Genomic DNA, 20,615 nt, shown 5'->3' on the forward strand with positions numbered 1-20,615 from the left:
TGTCATGTAGCCCTCACGTGCTTTCCCCGCCTCATCGCCCTCGGGGCCTGATCCGGCGGGGCACGGGAGTCCTCGCGCGGGGGTACGGGGATGCGGGGGTGCGGGGGTCAGGACCGCCCGACGGTGGGGCTCCGGCGTTCGATCAGCATGACGTCGCGCCATGCGCCGCGGTGCCGGCCGGGGCGTTCCCCGGTGCCGACGACGCGGAAGCCCCGGCCGCCACGGGCGTCGCCAGGAACGCGGACAGCCGGTCCAGCGCGCCGGGCAGCGCCCGGTAGGAGACCCATGTGCCGCGGCGCTCGCAGTCGATGAGGCCGGCCGGGCGGAGCAGTTTGAGGTGGTGGGAGATCGTCGGCTGCGACAGGTCGAAGGCGGGGGTCAGATCGCACACGCAGACCTCGCCGCCCGACCGCGAGGCGATCATCGACAGCAAGCGCAGTCGGACCGGGTCGCCCAGCGCCTTGAAGATCTTCGCCAGCTCGGCAGCCCGGGCCTCGTCCACGGGGGCGGTCGACAGGGCGGCGCAGCAGCCTGCGGGCCCGTCGCCCCCGGCGATCACCACGAGTTCCTGCTTCGACATTCCTCTATGTTGACGTTTCTCGATCCAAGGTGCAAGCTCGGTATCGACAGCCATCGATGCAAGCAGTCGGGAGTCGTGCCATGTCCCGTGTCCAGCTCGCCCTGCGCGTCAGCGACCTCGACGCGTCGATCGCCTTCTACACGAAGCTGTTCGGCGCCGAACCGGCCAAGCGGCGCGAGGGCTACGCCAACTTCGCCATCGCCGAACCCCCGCTCAAGCTCGTGCTCATCGAGGGCGAGCCGGGCGAGGACACCAGCCTGGACCATCTCGGCGTCGAGGTGGAGTCGGGCGACCGGGTCGAGGCCGCCGCCACCCGGCTCAAGGACGCCGGCCTGGCCACCTTCGAGGAGAACGACACGTCCTGCTGCTACGCCCTCCAGGACAAGGTGTGGGTCCATGGTCCGGGGCGGGAGCCCTGGGAGGTCTATGTGGTCAAGGCCGACGCGGACACACTCGGCCGGAGCGCCGGCCCCGACGCCGCCGGCGACCGCTGTTGCGGCGGCGAGGCCACCGCACAGGGGGCCCCGGCGAGCGCGGGATGCGCCTGCGGTTGAGAGCGTCGATGCGCACACCGCACGGCACGGCACGGCACCGCACGGCACATCACCGCATCGCCGCGCGCTGCCGGGGGCGCGCTCCCTCGCCTCAGAAGCTGATCGAATTGATCGTGTCGGCGAGGGAGTTGAGGAATCTGTTGATCGACGGGGCCATGCCCGTCGAGGCGAGGAAGAAGCCGAACAGGATGGCGACGATGGCCGGGCCGGCCTTGATCGATCCCCCTCGGATCAGCACGACCAGAATGATCGCCAAAAGCAGCACCACTGACAGTGAAATGGCCACAACTGATCACACGCCCTCGGTCGGTCCGCACTCCCGAGACCATCGTGCCACCAACCCGGCCTCCCTATGCGGCCCGTGACGCATCATCGCGCGGCCGTCGGCGGCCACCGTCTCACCGGACGGCAATTCGAGGCCGCGTCCGCACGGGAATTGGGGCGGCTCGTTTCCCGGTCCGCACAATGTGTCCGCAGGGAATTCGAATAATGACCGTTGTCACGTCAACTACGCCCCCACAACCGGCGTTATGCGCCTTTTAGTCGGGATGAATCGTGACATCACGGTCGGTCAGACGTCGACGCCTCGCGATCGCTCACCCGTCCGAACAGTGAATGACGAGGAATGACCAGGGGTGTTTTACGAATAAGCGGGCACGCGGCTAGGGTGCATCGAATGTTCCACGCCGCCTCGTCTCTCGTTCAGGGCTCCCGCTCGACCAAGAACCCGAACGATCAGCACAACGGTCCACAGGACGAACACGACGACCGCTCCCCCGGCCGGTCCGGCTCCGGCCGCCCCGGGAACAGATCCGCCGAGCAGCCGTCCCCGCGGCCCGGCGCGCAGCGTGACGCCTTCTTCGACAACGCCAAGTACCTGGCGATCGTCCTGGTGGCGCTGGGCCACTCCTGGGAGCCGCTCAAGGGCGACAGCCGGGTGCTCCAGGCCGCGTACATGCTCGTGTACACGTTCCACATGCCGGCGTTCATCGTCGTCTCCGGGTTCTTCTCGCGCAGCTTCGACGGCAGCCCCGCGCGGCTGAAGCGGCTGGTCACCGGGGTCGCCGTGCCGTACGTCGTGTTCGAGAGCGCGTATCCGCTGTTCAAGCGCGTCGTCGACCACGACCCCCAGGCCGCCATCACGCTGCTCGACCCGTACTACCTGACCTGGTTCCTGTGCGCGCTGTTCATCTGGCGGCTGACCACGCCGGTCTGGAAGACGCTGCGCCACCCCCTCCCGGTCGCGCTGGCCATCGCGATGCTGGCCTCCCTCACCCCCCGCTTCGGCGGCGACCTGGACCTCCAGCGCGTCCTGCAGTTCCTGCCGTACTTCGTGCTCGGCCTGTGCCTGCGCCCCGAGCACTTCCGGCTGGTCCGCCGCCGCTTGGTGCGGATCGCGGCGGTCCCGGTGTTCGCCCTCTCCCTGGCCTTCTGCTGGTGGGCGGTGTCGAAGGTGGACACCGGGTGGCTCTACCACCGGTCCGCCGCGCAGGAGTTGGGACAGCCCTGGTGGGTCGGCCCCCTCATGCAGCTCGCGCTGCTCGGCTGCTCGCTGCTGCTGACGGCGTGCTTCTTCTCCTGGGTGCCGGGGCGCAGGACGTGGTTCACCGTGCTCGGCGCGGGCACGCTGTACGGCTATCTGCTGCACGGCTTCCTGATCAAGGGCGCCGACTACCGCGGCTGGTTCGACCGTCCGGCGCTGCACGGGCCGCTGGGCGAGATCGCGGTCAGCGTCGCGATCGCGGCGGCCGTCACCGCGCTGTGCACCCCGCCCGTACGGCGGGTCTTCCGGTTCGTGATGGAGCCGGAGATGGCCTGGGCCTTCAAGCCGGCCGCCGCCGAACTCGCCCGTGAGCGCGCCCGGCGGCGGCCGGACGGGGAACGGCGGCCGGAGCGGGAGCGCGGGGAGGAGCGCACGTCCCCGTCGGAGCCGGATCCGGCGGCGGAGCCGGAGCCGGGGCGGCGCGAGCCCGCCGGAGTTCAGGAAAGCTGATCCGGGAGGCCGAGCAGGGCGCGCATGCGCGCGTACTTCTCGGTCAGCCGGGTGCGGGTGGGCCCGTCCAGGACGGCCAGGCGGGCCGGGTCGGCGTTGTGCGCCAGGTCCGCCTCCTTCACCAGCAGCGCGCCCGGTGTGGCGAGGATGCGCGCCGCGTACGCCTGCGGCGTCTCCCCCGCCCGTTTGGTGACCGCGAGGACGACCGCCTTCGTGCGGTCGCTCAGGTCGGCCGCCTCCAGCCAGGCCTCGGACAGGGCGTCGTCCTCGACGGCGTCGTGCAGCCAGGCCGCGGCGATCTGGTCGGCGTCGCCGCCCCGCGCGCGCACGCCCTCGGCGACCGCCCGGAGGTGCTCGGCGTAGGGCCGGCCGGCCTTGTCGGTCTGTCCCGCGTGGGCGGAGCGGGCCAGGGCCTCGATCGCGGACAGCGTGAGCATGACGGTTCCCCCTCGGAACACTCGGGGCGGGCGGGGCCGGGCGGGGCTGGGACGGGTTCGGGCCGGGCGGCCCGGCCGGGCTCAGGACAGGGGCGCCGACATGGCCGTCGGGCCTTCGCGGCAGATCAGCAGGAGGGCCCGGTCGTCGTTGACGTCCTTGGCCACGGCCTCGATCAGATGCCAGGCGGCTCCCTGGAAGCCGCCGGCCACGTAGCGGTCGGCCTCGCCGGTGAGGCGGTCGATGCCCTCGACGATGTCCCGGTCGGACGTCTCCACCAGACCGTCGGTGAAGAGCATCAGCACGTCGCCAGGGCGCAGCGAGCCCTTCACGGGGTCGAACTGGGCGCCGTCGTACACCCCGAGGAGGGGGCCTTCGGCGGCCTTCTCCTCCCAGCGGCCGCTGCCCGCGCTGAGCTGGAGGCCCGGCGGGTGGCCGGCCGAGTAGAGCTCGTAGTCGCCGGAGTCGAGGTCGAGGACGAGGTGGATGGAGGTGGCGAAGCCCTCGTCCCAGTCCTGCCGCAGCAGATAGCCGTTGGCGGCCGGGAGGAAGGCGTGCGGCGGCAGCGAGCCGAGCAGCCCGCCGAAGGCGCCCGACAGCAGCAGCGCGCGCGAGCCGGCGTCCATGCCCTTGCCGGAGACGTCGGTGAGGACGACCTCCAGGGTGCGGCCGCCGTTGGTACGGGCCGCGACGACGAAGTCCCCGGAGAAGGACTGGCCGCCCGCGGGCCGGAGCGCCATCTCGCGGTGCCAGCCCGTGGGCAGACCGGGCAGCTTGCTCTGCACGCGGATGCGTTCGCGCAGGTCGAAGAGCATGGTGCCGCCGCGCCGCCAGGGCACGCCGACGCGGCTGCGGAACTGGGCGATGAGCAGGCCGAAGAAACCGCATGCGGCGACGACGAGCACCACGCCGGGCGTGACCCGGGAGGGGCCCTCGGTGTAGGGGCCCAGTCGCACCGACTCCACGATGAGGGCGGTGGCCGCCGCCGCGTACAGGCCGAGCAGGCTCGACGGGCGCAGCAGCAGGCCGCCGGCGACGATCGGCAGGACGAGGGCGGCCGGGGAGCACCACACCGAGTCGGCGAGCGTGGTGAGGGCGATCAGCGGCACGGTGAGCAGCAGGAAGGCCAGCGCGATCCAGTCCGAGCCGTCGCCGCGGAAGTAGTCCACGGCGCTCCGGCGCACGCCGGTGCGGACCCGGTGCCACAAGTGCCTCATCCGGGCCGTCAACGTCTCGGCTTCCGCGCGCCGCTGTCGTCCTGCTGCCATTAGTTCGGGACCCTATCCATCGAACCCGTCGCTTGGCACGGGAGGTCCCACTTGTCCCCCCTCCGAGGCTCAACTTCACAGTGAACGTCACGGAAAGCGCTCGCGCCGCCGGGTGGGCGAAATTGCCTCGCCCGTCCCGCACGGGGCTGCTAGGCATGAGGTCATGACGAGCGAGGCGGCAGGGCGGATACGGAAACTGCGACGGGACGACTGGGACGAGTGGTACGGCGCTCTCCTGCGGGCCTTCGGCGGGGTCGCGGAGGCGGCCGAGGAGCGGGAGCTGTTCCGGGGGCTCACCCCGTACGAACGGTCCCTGGGCGTGTGGGACGGCGACGCGTGCGTGGGGACGGCGGGGGCCTACGACTTCCGGATGACGGTGCCCGGCGGAGCGGCGGTGCCGACGGCGGGCGTGACGATGGTCTCGGTGAGCGCGACGCACCGGCGGCGCGGGATGCTGACGTCGATGATGCGCCGGCAGCTGGACGACGTGCGGGCGTGGGGCGAGCCGCTGGCGGCGCTCACCGCGTCCGAGCCGGCGATCTACGGCCGGTTCGGGTACGCCGCGGCGGCGTTCGGGCTGCACGCCGAGATCGACACGGTCCGGGTGGGGCTGTCCGTCCCGGCCGGCACGGACGACGTGCGGGTGCGGTACGCCGACCCCGGCGCCGAACTCGCCGCGTGCGAGCGGGTGTACGCGCGGACCGTGCCCGGCCGGCCGGGGATGCTGGCGCGGCGGCCGGGCTGGGAGCGGCTGGGGCTGCTCGACCCGGAGGGCGAGCGGGGCGGCGCGTCGCCGTTGCAGTGCGTGCTGGCCGAGCGCGACGGCGAGGTCACGGGGTACGCCCGCTTCCGGGTGCTGCCGCGGTGGACGGACAGCGGGCACGACGGGCAGGTGCGGGTGCATGATCTGGCCGGGGTGGACGCCCTGTCCCGGGCGGCGTTGTGGCGGTTCCTGTTCGGGATCGACCTCACCACGTCGGTGAGGCTGCGGGGCCGGCCCGTGGACGAGGGATGGCGGCATCTCGTCTCCGACGTCCGCAGGTGCGCACTGCAGTTGAAGGACTCGCTGTACGTGCGGCTGGTGGACGTCGGCGCGGCGCTGGAGGCGCGCACGTACCAGTCGCCGGTGGATGTGGTCCTGGACGTGGAGGACGCCTTCTGCCCCTGGAACACAGGGCGTTGGCGGCTGAGCGGCGACGCCAAGGGCGCGGTCTGCGCGCCCACCGCGGACGCGCCCGATCTCGCGCTCTCGGTACGGGAGTTGGGGGCGGCGTACCTCGGAGGGGTGGGCCTCGCCTCGCTGGCGGAGGCCGGCCGGGTGCGCGAACTGCGGTCGGGGGCGCTGGCGGAGGCGGCGGTGGCGTTCGGGTCCGCGTCGGCGCCCTGGCTCCCGCACAACTTCTAGACCGGCCTTCCGCCGGGGACCGGCCCCCGTCGTGCCCCGGGGCGGGGGTCATCGAGGCCTCCGAGACTCGTGGCGGTGGTTCCGTTCCGGCTTCAGTTCTTCTGGCAGGTGGGGCACCAGAAGAGGTTGCGGGCGGCGAGGCCGGCGGTGCGGACGGTGTCGCCGCAGAGGTGGCAGGGCTGGTGCGTGCGGCGGTAGACGTACACCTCGCCGCCGTGGTCGTCGACGCGGGGCGGGCGGCCCATCGCCTCCGGGGTGTGCTCGGGGCGGACCGTGTCGATGCGGTTGTGGCGGACGCCCTCGCGCATGAGGGCGACGAGGTCGGTCCAGATCGCGTCCCACTCGGCGGGGGTGACGGTCCGGCCCGCCCGGTAGGGGTCGATGCCGTGCCGGAAGAGGACCTCGGCGCGGTAGACGTTGCCGACGCCGGCGACGACCTTCTGGTCCATGAGGAGTGCGGCGATCGTCGTACGGCTGCGGGAGACGCGGGCGTAGGCGCGTCGCGGGTCGGCGTCGGCGCGCAGCGGGTCCGGGCCGAGCCGGGCGTGCACGGCCTGCTTCTCGGCGTCCGAGAGGAGGGCGCAGGTGGTGGGGCCCCGGAGGTCCACGTAGGAGGTGGGGTCGGCCAGGCGCAGGCGCACCGTGTCGGTGGGCGGGGGCGCGGAGGCGTCGCCGAAGGCGACCTTGCCGAAGAGGCCGAGGTGGATGTGGATCCACCGCTCGCCGCCGAAGCCGAGGAAGAGGTGCTTGCCGTGCGCCTCGGTGCGGGTGAGCGGGCCGCCGGTGAGGAGGGCGGCGGCGTCGGCGAACCTGCCCTGGGGGCTGGTCACCTGGAGGGGGCGGCCGGCGAAACGGGCGTAGTCCTGTGCCAGCCGGTGGATGGTGTGCCCTTCTGGCACCGGCGCGTTCCTTTCCTGACCGCCGGCCCGGCCCGGCCCGGCGGGGACCGGTCGGGCGGACGGACGGTCCCGGGTCCGGGCTCCGGCCGCCGCGCGGGGCGGCCGGGGCCGGGGTTCCGGGTTACTGCTGGGGGTGGTGGGCGGGGATCTCGGGGAGGTCGCCCGTGGTCTCGTACGCCGAGAGCATGTCGATGCGGCGGATGTGCCGCTCGTCCTCGGAGAACGGGGTGGCCAGGAACGTCTCGACGAACTTGGTCACCTCGTCCTGGGTGTGCATGCGGGCGCCGACCGCGACGACGTTGGCGTTGTTGTGCTGGCGGCCGAGGGACGCGGTCTCCTCGCTCCAGGCGAGGGCGGCACGGACGCCCTTCACCTTGTTCGCCGCGATCTGCTCGCCGTTGCCGGAGCCGCCGATGACGATGCCGAGGGCCTCGGGGTCCGCGGCCGTCCGCTCCGCGGCGCGGAGGCAGAACGGCGGGTAGTCGTCCTGGGCGTCGTAGATGTGCGGCCCGCAGTCGACCGGGTCGTGGCCCGCCGCCCTGAGCCATTCGACGAGGTGATTCTTGAGTTCGAAGCCGGCATGGTCCGAGCCGAGATACACGCGCATGGGATGAGTGTGACACGCGCGGCGCGGGGTAGCAGCGCCGGGTGCCGCGTCCGCAAAGCCCGCACAAGCCCATGGAACCTCAGGAAAACCTCAAGTAACGATTCCGAATCAGAGGTTCCCGAATTCATTCACCTCCGATTCACTGGACCGGCTCGTACGCTTCCCCCACGCACGACGCCCCAGAATCCCCACGCGGCGCAAAGGAAGACCCTCCCTATGACTTCGCAGCCGACCCTCTCCAAGGCCGAAAACGGCCCTGGAGCGCCCGGAGAGAACGGTTCCGGGCTTCAGGCAGGTCTCAAGAACCGGCATCTGTCGATGATCGCCATCGGCGGTGTCATCGGCGCGGGACTGTTCGTCGGATCCAGCTCCGGCATCGCCACCGCCGGACCGGGCATTCTGCTCTCCTACGCTCTCGTCGGCACGCTCGTGGTGCTGGTGATGCGCATGCTGGGGGAGATGTCCGCCGCCAATCCGACCTCCGGCTCGTTCTCCGCGCACGCCGACCGGGCGCTCGGCCGCTGGGCCGGGTTCTCCATCGGCTGGCTGTACTGGTTCTTCTGGGTCGTCGTGCTCGCGGTGGAGGCCACCGCCGGGGCGAAGATCCTCGAAGGATGGATCCCCGCCGTACCGCAGTGGGGCTGGGCCCTCATCGTGATGGTGGTGCTGACGGCCACCAACCTCGTCTCGGTCGGCTCCTACGGCGAGTTCGAGTTCTGGTTCGCGGGCATCAAGGTCGTCGCCATCGGCGCGTTCATCGTCGTGGGCGCGCTCGCCGTCTTCGGCGTGCTGCCCGGCGCCCACAGCGACAAGGCCGGACTGGGCAACCTCACCGACCACGGCGGCTTCCTGCCCCACGGGCCGGGCGCCATCCTCACCGGCGTGCTGCTCGTCGTCTTCTCCTTCATGGGCAGTGAGATCGCGACCCTGGCGGCCGGCGAGTCCGAGAACCCGCAGCGCGCCGTGACGAAGTCGACCAACAGCATCATCTGGCGGATCGGCGTCTTCTACCTCGGCTCGATCTTCATCGTCGTCACGCTGCTGCCCTGGAACGCCCCGTCCATCAAGGACCAGGGCTCGTACGTCGCCGCGCTGAACTCGCTGGGCATCGCGCACGCCGGCCAGATCATGAACTTCATCGTCCTGACGTCGGTGCTGTCCTGCCTCAACTCCGGTCTCTACACGGCCTCCCGGATGGCCTTCTCGCTCGGCGAGCGGGGCGACGCGCCCAAGGTCTTCGCCCGGACGACGAGCCGGGGCGTCCCGCTCGCGGCGATCGTCTCCTCCGTGGTGTTCGGGTTCGTGGCGGTCTTCTTCAACTACCGGTTCCCGGACTCCGTCTTCCTCTTCCTCGTGAACTCCAGCGGGGCCGTGGCCCTGTTCGTCTGGCTGGTCATCTGCTTCTCGCAGCTGCGGATGCGCAGGATCATCCAGGCGGAGGCGCCGGAGAAGCTGGTCGTGAAGATGTGGCTGTACCCGTATCTGACGTGGGCCACCGCCGCGCTGATCGTCTTCGTCCTCGGCTACATGCTGACCGACACCGAGGGCGAGAGCAGCGGGCGGACGACGGTGCTGCTGTCGCTCCTCGTCGCGGCGGTCGTGGTGGCCATCGCCTTCGTGCGGCAGTGGGACGCCCGCCGCAAGGGCCGGACGGACTCCCTCGCCGCCGCCGCCGGCGCCGGCGCCGGGCCCGAGACGCCGGTGGAGACCAAGGTCTGAGGTCCTGACCCGGACCGGGCGAACGGCAAAGGGGAGGAGGCTCGCTTCAGCGGGCCTCCTCCCCTTTGCCGTCCCCGGCTCAGGTCACCGTGAAGCCGGCCTTGACCTTGTCGTAGGTCCGCAGGGCCGCCGCCTCGACGCCGGGCCGGTACCAGGTGTTGACCTGGTACGACTTGCCGTTCTCGTCGAAGCCGAGGAGCCGGGCGTGCCAGGGGGTGCCCTTCAGGGTGAAGGTGTACTCCCAGACGACCGCGCGCAGACCCCGGAACGTCGTCTCCTCCAGGCGGATCTTGCGGTAGTCGCGGCCCGCGCGGGCGTTCTGCTCGGAGGTCCTCCAGGTGTCCATCAGGTCCCCTCGGGCGAGGGAGGACTTGGCGACCAGCTCCTGGAAGCCGTCCGGGGACGTGTAGTGCACCTCGGCCCCCGTCTTCACGTCGCGCCGCCAGCCCCTGGGCGTCGCCCAGGCGAAGCCGCCCGCCTCCTGGTGTGCGCCCGGCGGCAGACTCGGCGGCCTGAAGGTCCCCTCGACCGTCGGCGACGCGGAGGGGACGGCGCCGGTGGCCCCGGTTTCGCCGGCCGCCGAGCCGCCGGCCGGGGCTCCGCCCGCCGCGGAGGGCCCGGGTGAGGCGCCCGCGGTCCGCCCGCCGCCGTGCGCACCGGGATTCGTCGCCAGCAGGACGGCCGTGACCGCTCCGGCGACGACGAGGACGACGACCGCGACGACGGTGGCGAGGGCGCCGGAAGACCGGCGACCTGAGCGGGCCGGAGCGGGACTTCCGGCGGCCTGCGGGACCGGCGTGCGGGCGTCGAGCAGCGCGCGGGTGGGCGGTTCCCCCGCCGTCGGCGCCGGTGGCGGGAGGGGCGGTTGCGGGTGCGGGGGCTGTGGTGCGGGTCGCGGTGGCACCCTCAGCGTCGGAACCGGGGTCGGGGTCGGAACCGGGGTCGGGGTCGGGGCCGGAACCGGGGTCGCGGTCGGTGTCGGCATCGGGACCGGGCCGGGAGGCGGAGGCGGGGGCGAGGGCTGGGGCTGGGGCTGTGGAGGGGGCGGTGTCGGCGTGAGCGTGGGCGTCGGGGAGGGGGCCGGCGTCGGGGGTGGTGCGGGGGGCGGGAAGGCTATGGGTGCGAGAACGGCTTCCAGTGCCGTGAGGGTGGGGCGGGCGGCCGGGTCCTTGAGCAGCAGCGCGGCGAGGACGGCGTGCAACGGACCCGCGTCCGGCGGGAGTCGGGGCTCCTCGTAGAGCACGGCGTGCAGGGTGGCCAAGGTGCTGTTCCTGGCGAACGGGGAGTGGCCGGCCAGGGCGGCGCACAGCGTCGCACCCAGGGACCAGACGTCCGAGGGCGGCCCCTGCGGTCGGCCGGAGACCCGCTCGGGGGCCATGTAGTCGGGGGAGCCGACCAGCATGCCGACCATGGTCAGCGCCTTGGCGTCCTGGATCGCGGCGATGCCGAAGTCGGTGAGCACCACCCGCCGTTCCTCGCTCCCCCACCGGTCGCCGGTCTCCCACCCTTCCCCGCTCCCCCACCGGTCGCCGGTCTCCCACCCTTCCCCGCTCCCCCACCGGTCGCCGGTCTCCCACCGATCGCCGGCCTCCCGGTCGCCGCCGGTCTCCCGACTGCCGCCGGTCCCCCTTCCGTCGGCGTGTCCGCCGCCGTGTCCGCCGCCGTGTCTGCCGCCCTGGCCCGCTCGGGGGCCGCCGTCCCCCCGCCGCTCGCCCGCTCCCCGGCCGCCGTGCTCGACCAGGACGTTGCCGGGCTTGATGTCCCGGTGCAGCACGCCCCTCGCGTGCACCTCGCGCAGCGCGGTGACCAGCCCGAGGCCGATGCGGGCGGTCTCGCGCGGATCCAGCGGGCCGTCGTCGGCCATGATCTGCTCGAGGGAGCGGCCGACGACCAACTCCATGACGATCCACAGGCGTTCGCCCTCGTCCACGACGTCGTAGACGCGCACCACGTGCGGATGGTCGATGCGGGCGGTCGCCCTGGCCTCGCGCAGGGTGCGCGCACGGCGGGTGCGGGTGTCCTCCGGGCCCATGCCGTCGATGCGCATCTCCTTCACCGCGACCGGCCGGTCGAGCACCTCGTCGACGGCCCGCCACACCCGCCCCATTCCCCCCTGGCCGATACTCTCGGCCAGCCGGTAGCGCCCCGCCACCAGTAACCCGGGAAAACCGCCGCTCCCTGAATCACCGGAACTACCCGGAATTCCCGGTGTTCCCGGATTCCCCATGTCTCCCGAATTCCCCGGCAATCCGCTGCACCCCCGCCGTCGTCCGGACTCCGAAACACCATAGTCACACTTGGCGCCGTACCGGCATAGTGCGGAGAAATCTTGTGGTACCTCTTCAAGTACTGCGAATTCAGGCGCAGCAAAAGGGGGCCGAACATGAGTTCTCGTCGTGCGAAGAGCATTGCCGCACCACTGGTCGCGGCATCGTTCTCGGCAGTTTTGATCCTTTCCTTCCCTGCCGGGGCGGACGATCAGGGGCCGGGCAGCGGCAAGGGGGGAAAGCCGGTCGACGCGGCGCCCGCGGGCGTGCGGACGACCACGACACTGCCGGAGAGGATCTCGGTCGACAACGAATCCGGGAAGACGGTCATCACCGCCACGGTGAAGAACGGGGGAACCAAGGACAGCGGGCCCCTACGCCTTCTGGTCGTCGGCTTCGACGGGCTGACGGTCAAAAGCGTCCAGGGATGCGACGCGATCGCGGAGAAGGACCTTCCGGCGGGGTCGAACAGCGGTTTCTCGTGCCCCGTCGGCCCTCTCGCGGCCGGCGCGTCGACGTCGTACGCCGTCGACGCGGTCTTCGATCTGCGCAAGGCCGGGAAGATCTGCCTGCCGGTGCAGACGAGTGACGGCAAGAAGACGTACTGGCAGCAGGGGCCGGTGCCGTTCGGCACGACGAACCCGTCGCCGAACGCGCCCGCCACCCCGCTGCTCCTGGGCACCGACAACGCGCCCGCGGCTCCCGGCGGCGACGAACTGCCGCAGACCGGCGTCGGGCGGGACGTGCTCCCGCTGGGCGCGGCGGGCGTCTCGTTGCTCGCGGCGGGCGCGGCCGGACTGCGGTGGTCCCGCCGGCGGCCCGCGGCCCGCGAGGCGCAGGGGGCATGACGCGCCGGAGGCGTGACCCGACGGACGTCGTCGGATCACGCCTCCTCACAGGTTGTCGCCGGGCGGCCCCTCGCGGCCGCCTGACGGTCAGCGCCGGACGAGCTTCCAGGCGGTGGGCAGCAGGCCCATCGCCAGGGCCGCCTTGAGGGCGTCGCCGATCAGGAAGGGGGTGAGGCCGGCCGCGACGGCGGCGGAGGCGGAGAGGCCCGCCGCGTAGGCCAGGTACGGGACGCCGACGGCGTAGATGACCGCCTCGCCCAGCAGCATCGTGCCGGCCGTGCGCAGCACGGAGCGGTCGGCGCCGCGGCGGGCCAGGGCGCCCACGACGGCGGTCGCGAGGATCATGCCGAGGATGTAGCCGAAGGAGACGCCGATGCCCGAGGCGCCGTCGGCGAACCACGGCACGCCCGCGAGCCCGGCGAGCGCGTACACGGCGAGCGAGGAGACGCCGCGGCGGGCGCCCAGGGTCGTGCCGACGAGCAGCGCGGCGAAGGTCTGGCCGGTCACCGGGACCGGGGTGCCCGGGACCGGGACCGCGATCTGGGCGGCGAGGCCGGTCAGCGCGGCGCCGCCGAGCACGAGCGCGGCGTCCCGGACACGGGCGGCGCCGGCCCCGCCCACGCGCAGCGTGGGGGAAGGGAGCAGGTCGGCGAGGACCTGTCCGGGGCGGGCGGGGGTGACGGCGGCCGTGCTCATGGGAACTCCGCGGAGGTCGTACGGATCGGGACACGGCGACGCTATCCCAGCGGGGTCCGCGTGATCACCGTCAGCGATCGACAAACGGGCCGGTCGGGCCTTGGTGGGCTTCGGACAAAGCGTGGGGGTTACACCCGGTCCGGGGTGACGCCGGTCACTGAGGTGGGGTGGTGCGGGCTACGCGGGCCCGGCGGGAGCCGTCTGTAGGGTTCCGCCAATCGCGTCGGCGGCCGTCTCGCCCGTCGGTCGCCGTCTGGGCAGGACCGGTCCCCGCTGCTAGCTTCGAGCCATGGTTGCCCAGGCCCAGGCTCTGAACTTCTCGTCGCGTCGCCATGTCGACCTGCGACGGGTGAGCACTGCCGTCTGTCGCCCCGCGGTGTGAGGCGGGCGGAACCGGTCATCCGGCGCGCCGCGCTCCACAGACGGCGCAGTGTCGGACCGGCTCCTGACTTCCGAGGAAGTTCCCCATGCCTCGTACCGCGGCTCCCCCCGCCCTGGTCTCCCTTCTCACCCGTGTCGCCGACAGCGACCGCCGGCGTACCAGCGCCAGCGTGATCCTGCGGTCCGTGCTGGAGCACGGGCCGGTGGCGCGCTCCACCATCGCCCGGCTGACGGGGCTGTCCCCCGCGTCGGTCACCGACCACTGCGCCCGGCTGGCCCGTGTCGGGCTGCTGCGGGAGGCGGACGCGCCCCGGCGCAGCAACGGCGTGGGCCGCCCGCACGTTCCCGTGGACCTGGACGACTCCCGGTTCGTGGTGGGCGGCGTCCATGTGGCGGCGTCCTGCACGACCGTCTCCCTGCTGGACCTGCGCGGACGGGTGGTGGCGCGGCGGAGGTCGGGGCATCGCGGTCTCGAACCGTCGAAGGTGCTGGCGCGGGCGGCCGACGGGCTGGCCGCGCTGCTGGACGAGACCCCGGGCCGCCGCCCGCTGGCGCTGGGAGTGGCCGCGGGCGGCTGGGTGGACCGGGACTCGGGGACCGTCGTCGAGCATCCGCTGCTGGGCTGGCGGGACGTGCCGGTGCGCGAGGCGATGAGCGCCCGCACCGGGCTGGCGGTCCATGTCGACGGTCATGCGCGGGCGCTGGTCAACGCGGAGCGGTTGTTCGGGCGGGCCCGCGGCAGCCGCAGCGTGCTGCACCTGTTCGTCGGGAACCTGGTCGACGCGGCCTTCGCCACGCATGACGAGGTGCACCACGGGCCGCGTTCCCAGTCCGGGTCGATCGCCCATCTGCCGTTGCCCGGCGGCACGCGGCCCTGCGACTGCGGCCGGATCGGCTGCCTCCAGGCGGAGCTGGGCGAGCGGACGCTGGGCCGGCGGGCCCGGGACGCGGGGGTGACCGACGGGGTGGACCCGATGGACGTGGTGGCCGCCGCGGACGCGGGGAACCCGGTGGCGGCACGGCTGCTGCGGGAGCGGGCGCGGATGGTGGGGCGGGCGGCCGGCCTGCTGCTGGACGTGCTCAATCCGGAGCGGGTGGTCGTCACGGAGGTGGGGGTGCTGTTCCGGGAGGACTGCCTGGCCGCGCTGCGCGACGAGGTGGGAGCGCAGCGCGCGGCCGCCGTCTCGCCGAGCAGTTTCCCGGACGCGGTGGCGGCCGTGGCGGGCGGGGCGGTGGCGCTGGACGTGCTCTACCGCGACCCGCTGACCCTTTCCGCGGACGCGGCGCCCCTTCCGACTTAATTCAGAAACTCCGAATGTTGACAGGGCTCGGGCCCGGACCGGAAAATCATATCCATGAGCTGTCGCACTTTCTGTTGCTGACGCCCCGGTGCGCCGGGAGCGCGCCCTTCTCCCCGCCCCCGCGCGGGTGAATTCCCTCCTTCGGCGAGTTTCCTCTGCCGGTCCTTTTCCGCATTCCGTCGCGCCTGGTCATGTCCTGTCGTCATGAACTGTCGCCGTGTTCTGTCGTCGTGTTCTGTCGTCACGTCCTGTCGCGCCTCGCACCGCCTCGTTGTGCCCGCCATGCCCGCCCTGTGTGTCTGCCGCCGCCGACGCCTTTGTCTCCGTTGCCGCTGCCAGGCTCTCTCCGTTTCCCTGGGGGTCCTCCCATGCCCGTTTCCCGCACCACGTCCGGCGTCGACCGGCGTCTCTTCCTCACCTCCCTGCTCGGCGCCGCCGCCGGGGTCGCCGGGCTCAGCGGCTGCGCGCAGAGCAGCGCCGCCACCGGCGGCGAGGCCGCCCCGACCGCTCCGCTCGCCGCCAAGGTGCCCGCCGGCACGAGCCTGAAGATCGCCTCCTTCCAGGGCCAGCAGGAGTTGCAGCTCAAACTGGCGCATCTGCCCGATCTGCCCTTCGAGGTGTCGAGCTGGCTGAACATCGGGGCGGGTCCGGACGTCATCAACGCGTTCCGCGCGAAATCCCTGGACCTCGCCAACAACGCCGGCATCCCGCCGATCCAGGCGCATTACCAGGGCTTCGACGCGAAGATCGTCGCGATCAACGTCACCCGCAGGCCGAACTACGTCTTCGCCACCAAGCCGGGAAGCGACATCCGTACCGTCGACGACTTCCGCGGAAAAAAACTGGCGTTCTCCCAGGGCCAGGCCCAGGGCGTCGTCCTGCTGCGGGCGCTGAAGAAGGCCGGCCTGAAGTACGACGACGTGAAGCTCGTCCCGCTGACCAGCAACCAGTTCCTCACCGCCCTTCAGTCGGGCCAGGTGGACATCGCCCCGCTCGGCAACACCCAGTCGCCGGCCTATCTCAAGCAGTACGGGTCCAAGGGCGCCCGTGTCATCACCACCGACGTCGTCGACCTGCTCAGCCTGCTGTGGGCGCCGGCGTCCGTCCTGAACGACAGGGCGAAGGCGGCCGCCGTCGCCGCGTTCATCCCGCAGTGGGCGCAGGGCCTGGTGTGGAGCTACGAGAACCCCGACGCCTGGAACGAGGAGTTCTTCGTCAAGACGCAGAACCTGACCCCCGACCAGGCCAAGTCGATCACCGCACTCGCCAACAAGCCGCTGTTCCAGCCGAGTTGGGACGAGGCCGTCAAGTGGGAGCAGGAGACCGCGGACCTCCTCGCGGAGGGCGGCTTCGTGAAGAAGTTCGACGTCGCCTCGCTCTTCGACCACCGCTTCGAGGGCATCGCCGCCAAGTCCGTGGCAGCCGAGTACCGGAGGTGACCGCCATGACCACCAGCACCGACACCAGCACCGGCGCGGAGATCGGCAAGGACGCCGGAACGAGCAAGGAGGCCGGCGCCGGCAAGGACGCCGGGACGGGCGGCGCAGCGGGCGCGGCCGTGACCGGGGCTCCCGCCGCCCCCGTGACGGCAGCCGACGCATCCCGGGCCCGCCGCCGGCGCCGCCGCGGGCTGGCTCCCGGCAGGCCCTGGCCGGCCTCCCGCCTCGCCGGACCGCTGCTCCTGATCGCCCTGTGGGCCGCCGCCTCCGCCGCCGGGCGGCTGGACACGGGGGCGATCCCCGCCCCCTGGACGGTGGTCGAGACCGGCGTCCACCTGTGGACGGACGGGACGCTGACCACCGACGTCCTCACCTCGCTGGAGCGCGCCGCATACGGCTTCGCGATCGGTCTCGTCGCCGGGGTGGCGCTCGCGCTGCTCTCGGGGCTGACCCGCACCGGCGAGGCGCTGATCGACGGGACGGTGCAGCTCAACCGGGCGATCCCGACCCTCGGTCTGATCCCGCTGTTCATCCTCTGGCTGGGCATCGGCGAGACCTTCAAGACCGCGATCATCGCCATCGTCGTCTACATCCCGATCTACCTCAACACGCATGCCGCGCTGTCCGGCATCGACCACCGGTTCGTCGAACTCGCCGAGGTGCAGGGCCTGTCGAAGGTCCGCTTCATCCGGCAGATCGTGATCCCCGGCGCACTGCCCGGATTCTTCGTGGGACTCCGGCTCGGCGTCACCGGATCCTGGCTCGGCCTGGTCGTGCTGGAGCAGATCAACGCCACCAGCGGGCTCGGCTACATGATGTTCCAGGCGCAGAACTACGGCCAGTCGGACGTCATCCTGGTCGGCCTCCTCATCTACGGCGTCTTCGGCCTGATCTCCGACAGCGCGGTCCGTCTCATCGAACGGAGGGTGCTGTCGTGGCGCCGCACACTGAGCAACTGACCCGGCCCGCCGCCGTCCGGCTGCGCGGTCTGACCCGGTCCTTCGACGGACGCACCGTCCTGGACGGCATCGACCTGGACATCCCCGCGGGCCAGTTCGTGGCCCTGCTCGGGCACAGCGGGTCCGGCAAGAGCACCCTGCTGCGGGCGGTCGCCGGCCTGGACCACGAGGTCACCGGGGACGGCGAGTTGACGGCCCCGGAGCGGGTGTCCGTCGTCTTCCAGGACTCCCGGCTGCTGCCCTGGCGGCGGGTGCTGGACAACGTGCTGCTCGGCCTGGACGGCAAGGAGGCCGTGCGCAGGGGGCGCGAGGCGCTCGCCGAGGTCGGGCTGAAGGGCCGCGAACGGGCCTGGCCCAACGAGCTGTCCGGCGGTGAGGCGCAGCGTGCCGCGCTGGCCCGCTCGCTGGTGCGTGAGCCCGAACTGCTGCTGGCCGACGAGCCGTTCGGGGCGCTGGACGCCCTGACCCGCATCAGGATGCACGCCCTGCTGCGGGTGCTGTGGGAGGCCCACCGGCCGTCCGTGCTGCTGGTCACGCACGACGTGGACGAGGCGATCGTGCTCGCCGACCGGGTCCTCGTCCTCGACCACGGGCGCATCGGGCTCGACCTGACCGTCGAGCGGCCGCACCCGCGCTCGTACCGGGATCCGCTGCTCGGCGAGTACCGCGAGCGGCTGCTGGCGGCGCTGGGCGTGACGACGGACGTCGCCTGACCCCGCCACCTCGCCCCTCCCTCTCCTCTCCTTCTTCTCTCTCCTCTCTCTCCTCTCTTTCTCTCTCCCCGTACCTGTCCGAAGCGAAGGACACTCCATGCCCCGCCAGCTTCATCTGAACGCCTTCCTCATGAACACCGGTCACCACGAGGCCTCGTGGCGGCTGCCCGAGAGCGATCCGTACGCCCATGTGGAGTTGGACCACTACGTCCGGCTGGCCCGGACCGCCGAGCGCGGCGCCTTCGACTCCCTGTTCCTGGCCGACGGGCCGCAGCTGTGGAGCGACATCGCCCAGCGGCCGGCCGGCGCCCTGGAGCCGCTCACCCTGCTGACCGCGCTGGCGACGGCCACCGAGCACATCGGCCTGATCGCCACCGCGTCCACCTCCTACAACTCCCCTTACAACCTGGCCCGCAAGTTCGCCTCGCTGGACATCATCAGCGGCGGCCGGGCGGGGTGGAACATCGTCACCACGGCGGGTGCGGAGGCGGCGCGCAACTTCGGTCTCGACGCCGAGCCCGCGCACGCCGAGCGCTACGCCCGGGCCGCCGAGTTCCTCGACGTGGCCCTCAAGCTCTGGGACAGCTGGGAGGACGACGCGATCGTCGCCGACAAGGCGGCCGGCGTCTGGGGCGACGACGACAAGATCCACCCGCCCCGGCACCGGGGGACGTACTTCAGCGTCGAGGGCGCCCTCAACGTCCCGCGTTCGCCGCAGGGTTATCCGCTGCTGGTGCAGGCGGGGTCGAGCGAGGACGGCAAGGCGTTCGCCGCCCGGTACGCGGAGGCGGTGTTCACCGCGCAGCAGACGCTCGCCGACGCGCAGGCGTTCTACGCGGACATCAAGGCGCGGGCCGCGGCGCAGGGCCGCGACCCCGGCCATCTCAAGGTGCTGCCGGGCATCGTGCCGGTGATCGGCTCGACGGAGGCGGAGGCGCGGGCCGCGGAGCACGTCCTGGAGGCGCACATCGTGCACACGCACGGGGTGCGGCGCCTGGAGCAGCTGCTCCAACTGGCGCCCGGGACACTGGAGCTGGACGCCCAGCTGCCCGCGGACCTGCCGCCCGAGGACGCCATCGAGGGCGCCAAGAGCCGTTACACCCTGATCGTGGAGCTGGCCCGGCGCGAACGCCTCACGGTGCGGCAGCTGGTGGGGCGGCTCGGCGGCGGGCGCGGGCACCTGACCTTCGCCGGCACGCCCGAGCAGGTCGCCGACGCGATCGAGACCTGGTTCACCCAGGGCGCCGCCGACGGCTTCAACATCATGCCCGCGGTGCTGCCGTCCGGCCTCGACGCCTTCGTCGACCACGTCGTGCCGCTGCTGCGCGCCCGCGGTCTGCTGCGGACCGGATACGGGGCGCGCACGACCCTGCGCGAGAGGTACGGCCTGCCCCGCCCCGCCAACCAGTACGTCCGCCCGGCGCTCGCCACCGTCTGAAAGACCCCGTCATGCCGGTCCGCCACAGGGCGGGCAGCCCCTCCGCAGACGTGGAGGGGCTGCCCGCACTGTGGGCGTTCTGGCCGTCTCACCCCTTGGGCGAGCCGGCACCCGCCACGCCTGCTTGCCGCATGGACGCACTTGCAAGTAACTTGCAAGAAGGCCGCCGGGTCATAAAGCTCCGCGCAGCCGCGTCCTGCCTCGTGATCGTCTTCTCAACTTTCGCACCGGCGGACGGAACGACGGAAGCCCCCGTGAGGACGTGACTCACGGGGGCTCTCCCATGGCCGGCGGAACCCTCCCGCCGACCGGGCGGTCACAGGTTGCTGAAGTCCGGGCCCTTGGTGCGGCTGCGCTTGATCTCGTAGAAGCCGGGGACCGACGCCACGGCGACCGTGCCGTCCCACAGACGGGCCGCCTCCTCGCCCTTGGGGGCCGGGGTGACCACCGGGCCGAAGAACGCGATCTGCTCGCCGTCCGGGCCGGGCACGGCGATGACGGGGGTGCCGACGTCCTGGCCGACCTTCTCGATGCCCTCCTTGTGCGACGCGCGCAGCTCGGCGTCGAACTCGAAGTCCTTCTGCTCGGCGTAGTCGATCAGGTCGGCGGGCAGCCCGACGTCGGCGAGCGCGCCGGCGATGGCGCCCAGGGTGGGGCCCTCGCCGTTGTTGTGGATGCGGGTGCCGAGCGCGGTGTAGAGCGGGCCGAGGACGTCCGCGCCGTGCTTCTGCGCGGCGGCCGCCACCACCCGGACCGGCTGCCACGCCTTGTTCTCCAGGAAGTCGCGGTACTCCTCGGGCAGCTCCGCGAGCCGGTCCTCGTTGAGGACGGCGAGGCTCATCAGATGCCAGCGGACCTCGATGTCACGGACCTTCTCCACTTCCAGCACCCAGCGCGACGTCATCCAGGCCCAGGGGCAGGACGGGTCGAACCAGAAGTCGACGGGGGTCTTCTCCGGCATGTCTCTCCTCAGAGATCCTCAAGCGATAAGCCTTTCCCCACGGAACGCCGCCGCCCGTGCCGCGCATTCCCCGCTGCCGCGCATTCGCCCGCTGCCGCGCATTCGCCTGCTGCCGCGTGTCAGGTGCGCATGGCAGGATCGCTCCTGTCCAC

General features: G+C 72.3%; 20 protein-coding genes. 11 read left to right on the forward strand and 9 right to left on the reverse strand.

What is annotated here, in order from left to right; all coding sequences use genetic code 11:
- Positions 1–142 precede the first annotated feature (142 nt).
- Positions 143–580, reverse strand: a complete 438-nt coding sequence (locus OG802_RS12050; RefSeq protein WP_329409878.1) for an ArsR/SmtB family transcription factor — start codon at positions 578–580, stop codon at positions 143–145.
- A gap of 80 nt (positions 581–660) precedes the next feature.
- On the opposite strand from OG802_RS12050, the gene OG802_RS12055 reads away from it, so the two are divergent.
- Positions 661–1,134, forward strand: coding sequence for an ArsI/CadI family heavy metal resistance metalloenzyme (locus OG802_RS12055; RefSeq protein WP_329409880.1), 474 nt, complete (start codon positions 661–663; stop codon positions 1,132–1,134).
- Between the two features lie 91 nt (positions 1,135–1,225).
- On the opposite strand, the gene OG802_RS12060 is transcribed toward OG802_RS12055, so the two are convergent.
- A complete protein-coding gene (locus OG802_RS12060) occupies positions 1,226–1,420 on the reverse strand; it encodes a hypothetical protein (protein WP_108999428.1) in 195 nt (64 codons plus the stop codon).
- A 390-nt stretch (positions 1,421–1,810) separates the two neighbouring features.
- Here OG802_RS12060 and OG802_RS12065 point away from each other — a divergent pair, with 390 nt between their 5' ends.
- Positions 1,811–3,127, forward strand: a complete 1,317-nt coding sequence (locus OG802_RS12065) for an acyltransferase family protein (RefSeq protein ID WP_329409882.1) — start codon at positions 1,811–1,813, stop codon at positions 3,125–3,127.
- Here OG802_RS12065 and OG802_RS12070 read toward each other — a convergent pair.
- A complete protein-coding gene (locus tag OG802_RS12070; protein ID WP_329409885.1) occupies positions 3,115–3,564 on the reverse strand; it encodes an HD domain-containing protein in 450 nt (149 codons plus the stop codon). The genes OG802_RS12065 and OG802_RS12070 overlap by 13 nt on opposite strands.
- A gap of 81 nt (positions 3,565–3,645) precedes the next feature.
- Entirely contained in the window at positions 3,646–4,830 is a 1,185-nt protein-coding gene (locus OG802_RS12075) for a PP2C family protein-serine/threonine phosphatase (RefSeq protein WP_329409887.1), read from the reverse strand.
- 163 nt (positions 4,831–4,993) lie between these two features.
- Here OG802_RS12075 and OG802_RS12080 point away from each other — a divergent pair, with 163 nt between their 5' ends.
- Positions 4,994–6,235, forward strand: a complete 1,242-nt coding sequence (locus OG802_RS12080; RefSeq protein ID WP_329409890.1) for a GNAT family N-acetyltransferase — start codon at positions 4,994–4,996, stop codon at positions 6,233–6,235.
- Positions 6,236–6,327: 92 nt separating this feature from the next.
- On the opposite strand, the gene OG802_RS12085 is transcribed toward OG802_RS12080, so the two are convergent.
- Positions 6,328–7,134 (reverse strand): Fpg/Nei family DNA glycosylase, encoded by an 807-nt coding sequence (locus OG802_RS12085; protein ID WP_329409891.1) that lies wholly within the window; start codon positions 7,132–7,134, stop codon positions 6,328–6,330.
- Positions 7,135–7,255: 121 nt separating this feature from the next.
- Complete coding sequence (locus OG802_RS12090) at positions 7,256–7,741, reverse strand: ribose-5-phosphate isomerase (protein WP_329409895.1); 486 nt, start codon at positions 7,739–7,741, stop codon at positions 7,256–7,258.
- A 216-nt stretch (positions 7,742–7,957) separates the two neighbouring features.
- Between OG802_RS12090 and OG802_RS12095 the strand changes: the two genes are divergently transcribed.
- Complete coding sequence (locus tag OG802_RS12095; RefSeq protein WP_329409897.1) at positions 7,958–9,460, forward strand: amino acid permease; 1,503 nt, start codon at positions 7,958–7,960, stop codon at positions 9,458–9,460.
- Between the two features lie 79 nt (positions 9,461–9,539).
- Here the strand turns inward: OG802_RS12095 and OG802_RS12100 are convergent, their stop codons facing one another.
- The gene (locus tag OG802_RS12100) at positions 9,540–11,612 is read right to left on the reverse strand and encodes a serine/threonine-protein kinase (RefSeq protein ID WP_329409899.1); all 2,073 of its coding nucleotides are present in this window, start codon (positions 11,610–11,612) and stop codon (positions 9,540–9,542) included.
- 231 nt (positions 11,613–11,843) lie between these two features.
- Here OG802_RS12100 and OG802_RS12105 point away from each other — a divergent pair, with 231 nt between their 5' ends.
- Entirely contained in the window at positions 11,844–12,575 is a 732-nt protein-coding gene (locus OG802_RS12105) for an LPXTG cell wall anchor domain-containing protein (RefSeq protein WP_329409901.1), read from the forward strand.
- A gap of 87 nt (positions 12,576–12,662) precedes the next feature.
- Here the strand turns inward: OG802_RS12105 and OG802_RS12110 are convergent, their stop codons facing one another.
- Positions 12,663–13,271: a biotin transporter BioY gene (locus OG802_RS12110; RefSeq protein ID WP_329409903.1), complete on the reverse strand. Its 609-nt coding sequence runs from the start codon at positions 13,269–13,271 to the stop codon at positions 12,663–12,665.
- Positions 13,272–13,560: 289 nt separating this feature from the next.
- On the opposite strand from OG802_RS12110, the gene OG802_RS35940 reads away from it, so the two are divergent.
- The 6 genes from OG802_RS35940 to OG802_RS12135 all read left to right on the forward strand — a co-directional run bounded on the left by OG802_RS35940 (position 13,561) and on the right by OG802_RS12135 (position 19,502).
- Complete coding sequence (locus OG802_RS35940) at positions 13,561–13,653, forward strand: putative leader peptide (protein WP_443055222.1); 93 nt, start codon at positions 13,561–13,563, stop codon at positions 13,651–13,653.
- An 85-nt stretch (positions 13,654–13,738) separates the two neighbouring features.
- Positions 13,739–14,953: an ROK family protein gene (locus OG802_RS12115; RefSeq protein ID WP_329409905.1), complete on the forward strand. Its 1,215-nt coding sequence runs from the start codon at positions 13,739–13,741 to the stop codon at positions 14,951–14,953.
- Positions 14,954–15,321: 368 nt separating this feature from the next.
- Complete coding sequence (locus OG802_RS12120; protein WP_329409908.1) at positions 15,322–16,392, forward strand: ABC transporter substrate-binding protein; 1,071 nt, start codon at positions 15,322–15,324, stop codon at positions 16,390–16,392.
- 5 nt (positions 16,393–16,397) lie between these two features.
- On the forward strand, positions 16,398–17,351 hold the full coding sequence (locus OG802_RS12125) for an ABC transporter permease (protein ID WP_443055223.1): 954 nt from the start codon (positions 16,398–16,400) through the stop codon (positions 17,349–17,351).
- Positions 17,327–18,064 carry an ABC transporter ATP-binding protein gene (locus OG802_RS12130; protein WP_329409913.1) on the forward strand — a complete coding sequence of 246 codons (738 nt, stop codon included), beginning with the start codon at positions 17,327–17,329 and terminating at the stop codon, positions 18,062–18,064. The genes OG802_RS12125 and OG802_RS12130 overlap by 25 nt, the downstream gene beginning before the upstream one ends.
- Before the next feature lie 97 nt (positions 18,065–18,161).
- A complete protein-coding gene (locus OG802_RS12135; RefSeq protein WP_329409916.1) occupies positions 18,162–19,502 on the forward strand; it encodes an LLM class flavin-dependent oxidoreductase in 1,341 nt (446 codons plus the stop codon).
- 316 nt (positions 19,503–19,818) lie between these two features.
- Here OG802_RS12135 and OG802_RS12140 read toward each other — a convergent pair whose 3' ends face one another.
- Positions 19,819–20,463, reverse strand: coding sequence for a mycothiol-dependent nitroreductase Rv2466c family protein (locus OG802_RS12140; protein WP_329409920.1), 645 nt, complete (start codon positions 20,461–20,463; stop codon positions 19,819–19,821).
- Positions 20,464–20,615 lie beyond the last annotated feature (152 nt).

The sequence above is a fragment of the Streptomyces sp. NBC_00704 genome (assembly GCF_036226605.1).
Lineage (GTDB): Bacteria > Actinomycetota > Actinomycetes > Streptomycetales > Streptomycetaceae > Streptomyces.

Coding starts and splice junctions, on each gene's coding strand:
- OG802_RS12050 (WP_329409878.1), bottom strand. CDS start 580: ATGTCGAAGCAGGAACTCGTGGTGATCGCCGGGGGCGACGGGCCCGCA.
- OG802_RS12055 (WP_329409880.1), top strand. CDS start 661: ATGTCCCGTGTCCAGCTCGCCCTGCGCGTCAGCGACCTCGACGCGTCG.
- OG802_RS12065 (WP_329409882.1), top strand. CDS start 1,811: ATGTTCCACGCCGCCTCGTCTCTCGTTCAGGGCTCCCGCTCGACCAAG.
- OG802_RS12070 (WP_329409885.1), bottom strand. CDS start 3,564: ATGCTCACGCTGTCCGCGATCGAGGCCCTGGCCCGCTCCGCCCACGCG.
- OG802_RS12075 (WP_329409887.1), bottom strand. CDS start 4,830: ATGGCAGCAGGACGACAGCGGCGCGCGGAAGCCGAGACGTTGACGGCC.
- OG802_RS12080 (WP_329409890.1), top strand. CDS start 4,994: ATGACGAGCGAGGCGGCAGGGCGGATACGGAAACTGCGACGGGACGAC.
- OG802_RS12090 (WP_329409895.1), bottom strand. CDS start 7,741: ATGCGCGTGTATCTCGGCTCGGACCATGCCGGCTTCGAACTCAAGAAT.
- OG802_RS12095 (WP_329409897.1), top strand. CDS start 7,958: ATGACTTCGCAGCCGACCCTCTCCAAGGCCGAAAACGGCCCTGGAGCG.
- OG802_RS12105 (WP_329409901.1), top strand. CDS start 11,844: ATGAGTTCTCGTCGTGCGAAGAGCATTGCCGCACCACTGGTCGCGGCA.
- OG802_RS12110 (WP_329409903.1), bottom strand. CDS start 13,271: ATGAGCACGGCCGCCGTCACCCCCGCCCGCCCCGGACAGGTCCTCGCC.
- OG802_RS35940 (WP_443055222.1), top strand. CDS start 13,561: ATGGTTGCCCAGGCCCAGGCTCTGAACTTCTCGTCGCGTCGCCATGTC.
- OG802_RS12115 (WP_329409905.1), top strand. CDS start 13,739: ATGCCTCGTACCGCGGCTCCCCCCGCCCTGGTCTCCCTTCTCACCCGT.
- OG802_RS12120 (WP_329409908.1), top strand. CDS start 15,322: ATGCCCGTTTCCCGCACCACGTCCGGCGTCGACCGGCGTCTCTTCCTC.
- OG802_RS12125 (WP_443055223.1), top strand. CDS start 16,398: ATGACCACCAGCACCGACACCAGCACCGGCGCGGAGATCGGCAAGGAC.
- OG802_RS12135 (WP_329409916.1), top strand. CDS start 18,162: ATGCCCCGCCAGCTTCATCTGAACGCCTTCCTCATGAACACCGGTCAC.
- OG802_RS12140 (WP_329409920.1), bottom strand. CDS start 20,463: ATGCCGGAGAAGACCCCCGTCGACTTCTGGTTCGACCCGTCCTGCCCC.